Origin of the sequence: Asticcacaulis sp. DW145, from assembly GCF_037101385.1 — a bacterium.
GTDB classification, from domain to species: Bacteria; Pseudomonadota; Alphaproteobacteria; order Caulobacterales; family Caulobacteraceae; genus Asticcacaulis; species Asticcacaulis currens.
In genome coordinates this window covers 1299605-1311266 of record NZ_AP029024.1, presented here as the reverse complement: position 1 = coordinate 1311266, position 11662 = coordinate 1299605, and the positions used below count along the sequence as shown (strand labels likewise).

Below are 11662 nucleotides of genomic sequence, written 5' to 3'. Positions count from 1 at the left end.
TTTGCGCCCGGAGGCGTCGGTTGTCGCTTGTGGAGGTCACTCCACGGCGCGCCAATCTCCTGTCCGGACACAAAAGTCACGTCGCGTAACGTCCGAAACCTGATTGGGTTTGGACCCTAGTCCAGCAAAAAGGGCTTATTTTCGCTTTGATGTACGCCGACAATACGCCTATAAGAGAGTAATACTTGTATCCCGAAGATGCGCCGTCGAAAGACAGCGCCGCGCGTATGGAGATCTGACATGGGTAGCATGAGCATCTGGCACTGGGCCATCGTCGCGGTTGTCGCGCTGCTGCTGTTCGGCGGCCGTGGCAAGCTGTCGGGCCTGATGGGCGATGCCGCCAAGGGCATCAAGGCGTTCAAGGACGGCCTCAAGGACGAAGACGTCAAGAAGGACGAGCCGAAGGCCGACACGGCCAAGACCGTCACCGATAAAGACGCGGCCTGAGCCTTTTTCGCTGGTTTCTGCGTGACCGCCTCTCATTGAAAAGGGGCGGTTGCTTTTTCATGTTCTGACCCTAAGGCGTAATTTGAATGCTGCCCGGTATTGGGGGCTCTGAGCTCATAGTCATTGCGGTGGTCGCCCTGATCGTGGTGGGGCCCAAGGATTTGCCGAAGCTGTTGCGGCAACTGGGCCGCTTTACGGCCAAGATGCGCTCCATGGCCGACGAATTTCGCACCTCCTTCGACGACATGGCGCGGCAGTCGGAACTCGACGATCTGCGCAAGGAGGTTGAGGCCCTGCGCTCCGGCAATGTGACCACGCCCGTCATCGACGACATCCGCGAAGACATGCGCCGCATTGAGGGCGAGATCAACGAGACGATCCCGCCCAAGGGGCATTATTACAGCAGCAGCACCGATGTGCCGTCGCCGGATGCTTACGATCATAACCCTTATCAGGCCCCAACGCCGGCGGATTTTGGCAAGCCCGCGCACATCGACGAACCCGAAGTGCCCAATCCCGCGCCTGACCTGACCACGGCGGAGCCGGCAGCAAAGCCGCGCCGATCGCGCGCGAAGAAAGCCGTCGAAGCCTCTGAAAACGCAACGGTTATTGCCGAGACAGACGAACCTGCGGCCAAGCCCAGGCGCAGCCGCGCCAAGAAGACGACTGAGACTCTCCCGTCATGAACGATCTGGTGACCAAAGACGACCTCCACCCGGACGAGGCCGAAATCGAGGCGTCGCGCGCGCCGCTGATGGACCACCTGATCGAGCTTCGCTCGCGCCTGATCTGGATGGTCGTGGCCTTTGTGGCGGCCTTTCTGCTGTGCTTTGGCTTTGCCGAGCCCATCTACATCTTCCTGACCCATCCCTATGAGATGGCGAACCGCATGTTCGAGGCGTCGCGCGCCCACGGTGGGCATGGGGCCGGGCCGTTCGATCTGATCGAGATTATTCTGGGCCTCAAAGAGGTGCCGCAGGCCAAGAACAGCGTGGCGCTGATCACCACGGCGCCGCTGGAATTTCTGTTCACCAAGATGAAGATGGCGGGCTTTGGCGCGGTGATCCTCAGCTTTCCGGTGATCGCCTGGCACCTCTATCGCTTCGTGGCCCCCGGCCTCTATAAGCGCGAGCGCATGGCCTTTCTGCCGTTCCTGATCGCCGCGCCTGTGCTGTTCGTTCTGGGGGCGCTGCTCGTCTATTTCATCATCCTGCCGATGGTGCTGTGGTTCTCCTTAAGCCAGCAAATTCTGGGGGCAGGGGCCGTGACGGTGCAACTGATGCCCAAGGTGTCGGAATATCTGTCGCTGGTCACCACCCTGATGCTGGCCTTCGGCGCGTGTTTTCAGTTGCCGATCATTCTGACGCTTCTGGGCCTGACGGGGATTGTGACGTCCAAAATGCTGTCGTCCGGCCGCCGCTACGCCATTCTGGGGATCGTGGTCGTCGCCGCCGTGGTCACGCCGCCGGACCCCATCTCTCAGATGATGCTCGCCATCCCGATCGTGCTCTTGTACGAAATCTCGATCCTGTGCGTGCGGGTGATCGAATGGCGGCGTAAAGAGCCGTCGATCGTAAGCTAACCCATCCCCCTTCCGTCTTTCTCGTCAATGAAGCATTGACGAGAAATCCACCTTCCCCGTAAACGGGGAAGGATTTTTCCTCCCTCCCGGCGCAGCGGGGAAGGGGGACCGCGAAGAGGTGGGTGGGGCGACCTGTCCATCGAGACCTTGAGGACACTTCCATGCACGATATCAAAGCCTTACGCGAAACACCTGAAGCCTATGTCAAGGGCTGGTCATCGCGGGGCCGCGAGTCGGCACAAGCGGATGTTGATGCGCTGCTCGCTCTGGATAAGGCCTTGCGCGCCGCCAAGACGGCGTTCGAGACCAATCAGGCGCAGTTGAAGAAGCTGTCCGGCGAAATCGGCAAGGCCAAGGCGGAAAAGGACGAGGCGCGGGCTGCGGAACTGATGACCGAGGTCGAGGGCCTGAAAGGCGCGATTGCCGAGGCACAGGAAACCGAGCGTCAGACCGAAGAGGATCTGCGCACCCTGCTGGCCTCACTGCCCAATATTCCGTTTGACGACGTGCCGCTGGGTGAAGACGAGGCGGGCAATGTCGAAATCCGCAAACACGGCGCGCCGAATATCCTCAGCTTCCCGGCCAAGGATCACGCCGATCTGGGTGAAGCGCTCAAAGGGCCAACTGGCCCATTGATGGACTTCGAAGCGGCGGCCAAAATGTCCGGCTCACGCTTTGTGGTGCTCAAGGGGCAACTGGCGCGGCTTGAGCGCGCCATCGGTCAGTGGATGCTCGACACCCAGACCAGCGAGCACGGCTATACCGAGGTCAATCCGCCGGTTCTGGTGAAGGATCATGCGCTGTTTGGCACGGGCCAATTGCCCAAATTTGAAGAAGATTTGTTTAAGACTGAAAGCCTTGATCATTCTGCATACGCCGAGGCGTATCGTAATTTAGCTAACGCGGATCAGCAATTTCAATCTTTGTATGAAAATCGCACGCAGCAACTCGTGAATCACGAAGAAGAGGCTAATTTTCAATCTGCTATGCATGAATTGTTCAGTGCAAGACAGCATTTTTCAAATATAAATATCAACAATGGCCACTACCTCATCCCCACCGCCGAAGTGTCCCTGACCAACCTTGTCCGCGAAGCCATCACGGCGGAAGAGGAACTGCCGTTGCGTCTGACGGCCCTGACCAACTGCTTCCGTGCCGAAGCCGGTTCGGCGGGCCGCGACACCAAGGGCATGATCCGTCAGCATCAGTTCCAGAAGGTCGAACTGGTCTCGATCACCACGCCGGAACAGTCAACGGCGGAGCACGAGCGCATGACCGAATGTGCCGAAGCCATCCTCAAAAAGCTCGACCTCAGCTTCCGCACCATGCTGCTGTGCACCGGCGATATGGGCTTTGGTGCGCGCAAGACCTATGACCTTGAGGTGTGGTTGCCGTCGCAGAACACCTACCGCGAAATCTCGTCCTGCTCCAACTGCGGGGATTTTCAGGCCCGCCGTATGGACGCCCGCACGCGCAAGGCCGGCGAAAAGGGCACGCGCTTCCTGCATACGCTGAATGGCTCAGGGCTCGCGGTCGGCCGCACCCTGGTGGCCATCATGGAAAACTATCAGGACGAGGGCGGTCGCATCGCTGTTCCGAGCGTGCTGCAACCCTATATGGGCGGGCTGACTCACATCGGGTGAGCCCCACAGGGTAAACGCGCCTGTGGATAGATTTTTTATAAAAACAGTGGCATAATTTCACTCTGTTTTCGAGTGAGTGCCATGCAGACCCATCCGTCGTTGATTGAACGTGCGGTCGGTGCCACGCTATGCGCCTTTACGCGCCGGGACCTGCCGCCTGAAGAAGCCGAGCTTGAACTGGTGGAAATCATCGCCAGCCAGATTGACGGCAAGACCGACTATGCCATGGCCGTCATCGGCTATTATGTGCGTCAGATGCTCAAGGCGCTGGCGGCAAAACAAATGGCGCTGGCCGATGCGTTTGATGCCGTGGTTGATGCGGCGGCCTGCGCTGCCCTCGGCCATATGCAGGCGGCGCTCAAACTGTCAGAGCCGGTGTCCCGCTTAAGGCATTGACCCATCATCTGATTAAACGGTGTGCGTGACCCGGCACGCGCCCTTAGTGCCTACGCATTATTTCCCATAACATATATTATGCGTATTTTACGTGCTGGTAGGTGGACTCTATTTTGAAGTGCGAATGATCAACCAAATCAGTCGCCTCTTCAAAAGCGAGATATAACATTGGGCCATCATTACCGCCACATCGACATGGCTGAGCGTCGCCAGATTATGAAGCTTCTGGAGCGCAAGGTTCCGTTGTCGCAGATCGCAAAGATCGTTGGACGCCATCAGTCGACGATTTATCGTGAACTGCGCCGCAATTTTTTCCGAGATAAGTACCCGGAATTTTCAGGCTGGTTTCCGTGGACAGCCAGCGAACTTGCCCGCAAACGGCGGTTTAAACAGCGCAAGCTTGAACGTAATCGTACCCTCCGGGCTTATATCATCGACAAGCTTCAGCAACATTGGTCACCAGAGCAAATCGCTGGAAGGCTGAAACTTCATCCAAGGCTCGAAGCCCAGACTGGACGTGTTTGCTCCGAGACGATCTATCGTTTTGTCTATGATCGCAGCAACCGTGACATGGCGCTATATACGCTTCTTGCCAAACGAAGACGTAAACGACGTGGATTGCGGGGGCGGAAACCACGCGGCTCCCATATTCCGTTGTATTGCAACATAAATAAGAGGCCTGAAGATATCGCTAGTCGCGAGACCTTCGGTCATTGGGAAGCGGATCTCGTGATTTTCCGCCGTGAATACGGCAAGGCAAATATTACCAGTTTGCTAGAGCGAAAGAGCCGCTATCACATTGTCATACGCAACAAGGACCGTCACTCGGTCGGTGTACTTGGTGCGATTGAACAATCTTTACGGGCCCTTCCATCACAAGGCCGGCAGACCATTACTTTTGATCGCGGAACTGAGTTTATGGCCTGGCGCAGCCTCCATGAAACGTCTGGCATCAAAAGCTACTTCTGCGACACCGCTTCTCCCTATCAGAAAGGCTCTGTTGAAAATGCCAACGGTCGCCTCAGGCGCTATCTGCCATTGGAAACGAACCTGGCCATCGTCGAGGACGCGAAACTGTCCGAAATGGCTCGGCGGATGAACAATACGCCCCGCCAGTGTCTAGGTTACCGGACACCGAGTGAGGTGTTTCAGGCCGAACTGGCGCAGATACCCCTGCCCTGATAAGATAAACCGACCATTCGCACTTCAGGTAGAGATCACCGTATCAGCGCCCGAACAATTGCAGCAGATAGGATTGTGAACGGTTGGCTATGGCCAGGGTCTGGATGGCCAGTTGCTGTTTGATCTGCAACGCCTGAAGTTTACTGCTCTCCTTGGCCATGTCGGCATCGACCAGCCGTCCGATACTGGCTTCCAGCGTATCCTGTAGCTTGCCGATAAAGGTGCTGTGGCGATCCAGCGCCTTTGAAGACGTCCCCAGACGCGCCAGTGCGCCGGACAAATTTCGGATCGAGGTGTCCAGCGTCGCCACCAGACTCTGGGCCGAACCGGCGCTGGCAAACCCGGCGGCGGCGCTCAGCGTAATGATGCTGCCGCCCAGCGACAGGTTTTGCGCCATGATGGTGAACGGGTCGCGGCCATCGGCATTGGCCAGAGCGGCAATCGAGGTCCGCGTGCCATCCAGCAGATTGATGCCGTTAAAACTGGCGTTGCGCAGTGACGTGGTAATCTGGTTGCGAATGGCGACAAAGTCGTCATTGAGCGCCCTGCGTGCCGTGGTATTGAGCGACGTATCCGACGCCGCCAGCGCCTTTTCCTTCAACTCCGACAACAGGTCCGAGATCGACTCACCGGCCGTCAGGGCCACGTCGATCACCGAGGCATTGCGCGACAGGGAGTCCTTGACAACATCCAGAGATCGTAACTGCGACCGCTGCCCCTGAGCGATGGCCCAGGTGGCGCCGTCATCCTTGGCGCTGGCGACCCGCAACCCCGTCGAGACACGATTCTGGGTCGCGATCAGCTCTGCGGAGATCGCGTTCAGACTCTGCAAGGCCTGCATGGCCCCGACATTGGTGTTGATCGAGTTCACCCTTCGCGTGTCCCCTACCCTATGACCGTCAGTCTTCTGTCTGACGGGAGCCTGAGGCTCCACCACAGATTGATCTCAGAGATTTAACTTCCCATTAACGCCCCTGCGGAAATAGCACGATCATTTCCCAGTGAAAAAATATTTTACTATTGAATATCCGATTGATCAATTGTATGACATTCGTATCGGTGCGCTGCACCGTTGCCCTTCCGGGCATTTCCTCCCTGTTTTGACTTTGCAGCCGCGCGGTTTCGCGCGGCTTCTTTTTTGCGTCCCGTTTACGCACAGGGGTAATTATTAAGAATAACAGTGTATTCGGTAGGCCATTCCCTTATCGCCGTAAGCGGCGCATACAAAACGAGGCAAGCATGGCTGAAGGACTGGCGCTGGTTATCGAAGACAGCATGACCCAGGCAAATATCGTCGGGCGGATGCTCAAGGACGAAGACTGGGACTATGTGGTCGCGCGCTCCCTGGCCGAATGTCACGACGTGCTGCTGCAACAGCGGCCCAACCTGATCTTTGTGGATGTCTTTCTGGGTGAAGACAACAGCCTCGACCACATCACGCAAATCCGCGACCGTGCGCTGGACGCCACCATTGCCATCATGACCGCCGGATCGCGCGACGCATCGGTGGACAGTACGCTGAAACTGGCGCGCAGCACCAATGTCGATTACGTTCTGCGTAAGCCCTTTTCTCGGCAGCAGATGCGCGCCATCGTCGAGTCGGCGCAGGCCGACGCCTCCGAAGGTCGCAAGCGCAAGCACGCTCTGGTCATCGACGACAGCCATACGGTGGCCACGCTGACCGCGCAAACCCTGTCTGACAACGGCTACCGCGTGTCGATCGCCCACAGCATGGAAGAGGCGCTGGACAATGAAGACATCGCCCACGTCGATCTGATCGTTTCGGATATCTTCATGCCGGGTATGGGCGGGCTTCAGGGCATCCGCGTGATCAAATCGACCTGGCCCAATGTGCGGATTCTGGCCATGTCCGCCGGGCTGGATGCGCGCGTGACGTCGGATCGCGCCACTTCGGCGGCCATGGCCGCGGGGGCCGACGCTGAAATCCAGAAACCGTTCCGCCCGGTCGAGTTGATCAATACGGCTATCAAGCTGATGGCCTCGTAAGAGACCGCACAGCCATAAAAAGAAGCCGGCCCCGGAAACGGAGCCGTTTTTTTTTAATCGCGGCAATAGCCTTCGTTGGCGGCAACGACCAGACAGTCGGATTTTTCCGCCAGCCATTTCATGCCCGTCGCCTCGCCGTCTCCGGGCACGATCACCCGCGGCGTGCCATTGCGCTCGATATGCAGACCGTCGGCTTGCAGCGTCCCCGCATAGGTTTTTGGCCCGTCCAGATCGGTGATCACCACCTGATAGGCATTGCCCGTCTGAGGCGTGATGGTCATAAAGGTGCCCTCTACGCCCATCCAGCGCCCGGCATAGGCCGGCTGCGCGGCGGTCGAAGCCGCCGCCGAAGCGCTTTGCGGTATAACCGGCGCAGCGGATTCGGCCACGGCGCTCTGGGTCTGTTCATCCACGGTGTCCGGCTGAGAGGTTTCGGCGGAACAGGCCGCCAGCAGTGCTGAGACCGCGATCAGGCTGAGGCCCGGCTTCCACATCTGCGTCATGAAAAGGCTCCTTCTGTTTACCGCCACGACTGTAAAGGCCGGGAAATAAACGCGCCATACTGCGTCTTGCCGATGTCAGGCTTCCGCTGCGACGGAAAATGCGTTACGCGGGACATATAAGACACATCACAGGGATTTCGGGATTCCGTTCATGTCCAATGCCTCTTCGGCGGCTATCACCGGCCACAAACCCGTCAATTCACCGGCACAGGTCCTTCTGGCCAGCCTGATCGGCACAACCATCGAATTTTTCGACTTCTACGTCTATGCCACGGCGGCCGTGCTGGTGTTTCCGTCCCTGTTCTTTCCGACCAGCGACCCGACCTCCGCCCTGCTGCAATCCTTCGCCACCTTCTCCATCGCCTTTTTCGCGCGTCCCGTCGGGGCCATGGTGTTCGGTCACTTCGGCGACCGCATCGGGCGCAAGGCCACGCTGGTGGCGGCGCTTCTGACCATGGGCATTTCCACGGTCCTGATCGGCTGCCTGCCCAGCTATGCGCAGATCGGCGTGGTGGCCCCGCTCCTTTTGTCGCTATGTCGTTTCGGTCAGGGCTTTGGTCTGGGCGGCGAATGGGGGGGCGCGGTACTGTTGGCCACCGAAAATGCACCGGAAGGCAAGCGGTCGTGGTACGGCATGTTCCCGCAACTGGGGGCGCCCATTGGTCTGCTGCTGTCGTCCGGGGCCTTCTGGGTGCTGCTGCACTTCATCTCGCAGGAAGACCTGCTGAGCTGGGGCTGGCGCGTGCCGTTTATCGCCTCGCTGGCCCTGATCGCAGTCGGTTTGTGGGTGCGTTTGTCGATCACCGAGACGCCGGAGTTTCAGGCGGCCATCGACAAGGAAGAGCGGGTCAAGGTGCCGCTGGTGGAAATCTTCGGCCGGCATAAGCGCTCGCTGTTCCTCGGCACCTTTGTCGCGCTGGTCACCTTTGTGCTCTTCTATATCGGCAGCGCGTGGCTCCTCTCCTATAATGTAAAGGTGCTGAAGATCCCGTTTGTCGAGGCGCTCGAAGTGCAGATTCTGGGCTCGATTGCCTTTGGTCTGTTTATCCCCTTGTCGGCCAAGCTGGCGGAGCGCTTTGGCCGCCGTGAAATCCTGATCCTGACCACGGCGCTGATTGCGGCCTTCTCGTTCGCCCTGGCCCCCTTGATGGGTAATGAGGACGGCATCTTCGTCTTTTCGGTCGCCGCCATGGCCCTGATGGGCATGACCTATGCCCTGATCGGCACGGCGCTGGCGGCCCCCTTCCCGGCCAATGTGCGCTATACAGGGGCCTCCCTCACCTTCAATTTCGCGGGCATTGTCGGGGCGTCTCTGGCCCCCTATGCCGCCACCTGGCTTCAGGCCAATTACGGGCTGAGCTATGTCGGCTATTATCTGCTGCTGGCAGCGCTGATCACGCTGGCCTGCATCTTCGCCTCCGGTAAGGACGCAGTCTGAGCATGGCGGATGAGGGGCGCACCGCGAAACGCATCACACTAAAAGACGTGGCCAGGGCCGCCGACGTGTCTCTGGCCAGTGCTTCCTATGCCATCAACGGCACGGGCTCGCTGGGCAGTGAGGTGCGCGCCCATATCCTCAGGGTCGCTGCCGATCTCGGTTATCGCCAGAACCTGTCGGCGCGGGCGGTGCGTACCGGCCGCACCGGGACGTTGGGCCTGATCCTGCCCGACTTTGCCAATCCCTTCTTCACCGCCCTGGCGCAAGCCGTCATGCGACGGGCGCGCGCCAGCGGCCACTACGTCATCATTGCGGATACCGAAGGCAATATCGGCCTTGAGCAACAGGCCATAGCCAGCCTGATCGAGCGTGGGGCCGATGGGCTGGTGTGGTTCCCTGTGCGCGATCTCGACGCCCAGACCCTGACGCCGGAATTGCCGACGGTCGTGATGGATCGTAAGGCGGCAGGCCTGTCACTCGTTCTGGCTGACTATTTTGGCGGCGGGCAGCAGGCGGCGGCGCACCTGATGGCGGGCGGTCACCGCAAGGTCGGTATCGTGTCCGGCCCGATGAGCCTCAACAGTATGGCTGAACGCTGCGAAGGCTTCCGCGCGGGCTTACGCCCTGACGCCGACTGTGTGTTTCACGTCGAAACCACCTTCTCAGACGATCTGGAACCCGCTGTGGGGACGGCCATTGACCGGCGCGAGGTGACCGCCATTTTCGCCGGCACAGACCAGATTGCACTGGCCATCGTCCGGCGCGCCGCGCGCAGCGGCATCAGGGTGCCCGAAGACCTGTCGATCATCGGCTTTGGCGACGCCCCGTGGGTGGGCACTTCGGCTCCGGCTCTGACGACGGTCGAAATGCCCATCGAAGACATGGCTAATGAGGCCGTTGACCGCCTGTTACAACGCGACACCGGCACCCCTGCGCGGGTCGTTTTTGACACCACGCTGATCGTGCGGGAATCGACGCGAACGCTCCCGTAACGACGTTTGCAAAAAATTACGATTTTTATGAGAGGCTTACTTTCATCGAAAGTGCGCACATCTGTGTCCGGACCGCGTTCATACGTTTCGGAAGGCGCACGCCAGTTGGAGTACGTCTATGATTGTTCGCGTTTCGCTTGGCACCCTCGCCCTGGCCGGTATCGCCGGCGGTGCCCGCGCCGACAGCTTTTCCGAAGCCCTCACCAAGTCCAAGCCCATCCTCGAATCGCGTCTGCGCAGCGAAAGCGTTTCGCAGGCGGGCCTGAAGGACGCTGATGCCCTGACGTGGCGCAACCGCGTCGGCTTCGAGAGCGGTCAGTTCGGCAAGGTCAAGATCCTTGTCGAATTTGAGGATGTCCGCGCTCTGAAGGACGACTATAATTCGGGTTATAATGGCAAGACGGCCTATGCCGCCGTCAACGACCCCGAAGTCACCGAACTGAACCGCCTGCAACTGACCTGGACGCCCAATGCCGCAACGACGGTGACGGCCGGGCGTCAACGCATCCTGATCGACGACAACCGTTTCGTCGGCAATTCCGGCTGGCGTCAGGACGAAATGACCTTTGATGCCGTGCGCCTCGACGTCAAAAAAGGCAAGTGGTCCACGACCTACGCCTATCTGACCAAGATCAACCGCACGGCCGGTGAATATGCCGACTGGGATTCCGACAGCCACCTCCTCAATGTCGGCTATGCGGCCACTCCGGCCCTGAAGGTTCAAGGCTTTGTCTATGCGCTCGATTTCAAGAATTCGGCCTATAACTCGACCCTGACCACGGGCTTGCGTTTCAGCGGTGAAAAGCCGCTCAGCAAGACGACGAAACTGACCTATGCCGGTGTCATCGCCAAGCAGGTCGATCACGGCAATAATCCCAGCGATTTCAGCCTCAAGGCCGTGAATGGCGAGGTGGGCGTCAATCATGGACGCTGGAAGGTCGTCGCGGCCTACGAGAAGAATGAAGGCAATGGGGTGCGCGGCTTCATCACCCCCATCGGTAGCGCGCACAATATCCGCGGCTGGGCCGATGCCTTTTCGACCAATGGCAACAAGGTCCTGCCGGATGGTCTGAACGATCTGAATTTCACGACGACCTACGCGCATCCGACGCAGATCGGGCCGCTGAAAAAGCCGACCCTAACCGTCAGCTATCACGACTTCAAAACGGATCGTAACAGCCGGGCTGTGGGTAAGGAATGGGACGCGCTGGCCTCAGCGGCTCTGACCAAGAACCTGACGGTCAGCGTCAAATACGCCGATTTCGACCGCGCGGATTCGTCCATGCCCGCCTCACGCCGCAAGGTGTGGGTCGGTCTGGAATACAAGCTCTAGTCCTGTAAACCCTGTGAAATTGCGGCGTCCGGAGCGATCCGGAGCCTTTTCTTCTAGATCATTATGATTTCTGGTAGAAACATAATGATCTAGATTTTTGTTTAGCCCCTCGCCGGGTGCGGGCTCTGCCACCTTGGCC

12 protein-coding genes are annotated in these 11662 nt (G+C 59.0%); 10 read left to right on the top strand and 2 right to left on the bottom strand.

Annotation, left to right across the window (positions count from 1 at the left end):
- The first annotated feature begins 240 nt into the window (after positions 1-240).
- From AACH73_RS06065 to AACH73_RS06040, 6 genes are all read left to right on the top strand, one after another.
- A complete protein-coding gene (locus tag AACH73_RS06065; protein ID WP_272742761.1) occupies positions 241-447 on the top strand; it encodes a twin-arginine translocase TatA/TatE family subunit in 207 nt (68 codons plus the stop codon).
- Positions 448-533: 86 nt separating this feature from the next.
- Positions 534-1133, top strand: coding sequence for a Sec-independent protein translocase protein TatB (gene tatB / locus AACH73_RS06060; protein WP_338734284.1), 600 nt, complete (start codon positions 534-536; stop codon positions 1131-1133).
- Positions 1130-2029: a twin-arginine translocase subunit TatC gene (gene tatC / locus AACH73_RS06055; protein ID WP_272742762.1), complete on the top strand. Its 900-nt coding sequence runs from the start codon at positions 1130-1132 to the stop codon at positions 2027-2029. The genes tatB and tatC overlap by 4 nt, the downstream gene beginning before the upstream one ends.
- Before the next feature lie 161 nt (positions 2030-2190).
- The gene (serS, locus tag AACH73_RS06050) at positions 2191-3672 is read left to right on the top strand and encodes a serine--tRNA ligase (protein WP_272742763.1); all 1482 of its coding nucleotides are present in this window, start codon (positions 2191-2193) and stop codon (positions 3670-3672) included.
- An 81-nt stretch (positions 3673-3753) separates the two neighbouring features.
- Positions 3754-4068, top strand: a complete 315-nt coding sequence (locus AACH73_RS06045; protein WP_338734283.1) for a hypothetical protein — start codon at positions 3754-3756, stop codon at positions 4066-4068.
- A 168-nt stretch (positions 4069-4236) separates the two neighbouring features.
- Positions 4237-5250 (top strand): IS30 family transposase, encoded by a 1014-nt coding sequence (locus tag AACH73_RS06040; protein ID WP_338734282.1) that lies wholly within the window; start codon positions 4237-4239, stop codon positions 5248-5250.
- Between the two features lie 43 nt (positions 5251-5293).
- Here AACH73_RS06040 and AACH73_RS06035 read toward each other — a convergent pair whose 3' ends face one another.
- Positions 5294-6121 carry a flagellin gene (locus tag AACH73_RS06035; protein WP_272740059.1) on the bottom strand — a complete coding sequence of 276 codons (828 nt, stop codon included), beginning with the start codon at positions 6119-6121 and terminating at the stop codon, positions 5294-5296.
- A 368-nt stretch (positions 6122-6489) separates the two neighbouring features.
- Here AACH73_RS06035 and AACH73_RS06030 point away from each other — a divergent pair, with 368 nt between their 5' ends.
- Complete coding sequence (locus AACH73_RS06030; RefSeq protein WP_272740060.1) at positions 6490-7257, top strand: response regulator; 768 nt, start codon at positions 6490-6492, stop codon at positions 7255-7257.
- 53 nt (positions 7258-7310) lie between these two features.
- Here AACH73_RS06030 and AACH73_RS06025 read toward each other — a convergent pair whose 3' ends face one another.
- The gene (locus tag AACH73_RS06025) at positions 7311-7760 is read right to left on the bottom strand and encodes a hypothetical protein (protein ID WP_338734281.1); all 450 of its coding nucleotides are present in this window, start codon (positions 7758-7760) and stop codon (positions 7311-7313) included.
- Positions 7761-7911: 151 nt separating this feature from the next.
- Between AACH73_RS06025 and AACH73_RS06020 the strand changes: the two genes are divergently transcribed.
- The 3 genes from AACH73_RS06020 (at position 7912) to AACH73_RS06010 (ending at position 11523) form a co-directional block, all read left to right on the top strand.
- Complete coding sequence (locus tag AACH73_RS06020; RefSeq protein ID WP_338734280.1) at positions 7912-9198, top strand: MFS transporter; 1287 nt, start codon at positions 7912-7914, stop codon at positions 9196-9198.
- A gap of 2 nt (positions 9199-9200) precedes the next feature.
- On the top strand, positions 9201-10190 hold the full coding sequence (locus AACH73_RS06015; RefSeq protein WP_272740063.1) for a LacI family DNA-binding transcriptional regulator: 990 nt from the start codon (positions 9201-9203) through the stop codon (positions 10188-10190).
- A 118-nt stretch (positions 10191-10308) separates the two neighbouring features.
- A complete protein-coding gene (locus AACH73_RS06010) occupies positions 10309-11523 on the top strand; it encodes an alginate export family protein (protein ID WP_338734279.1) in 1215 nt (404 codons plus the stop codon).
- Positions 11524-11662: the final 139 nt, after the last annotated feature.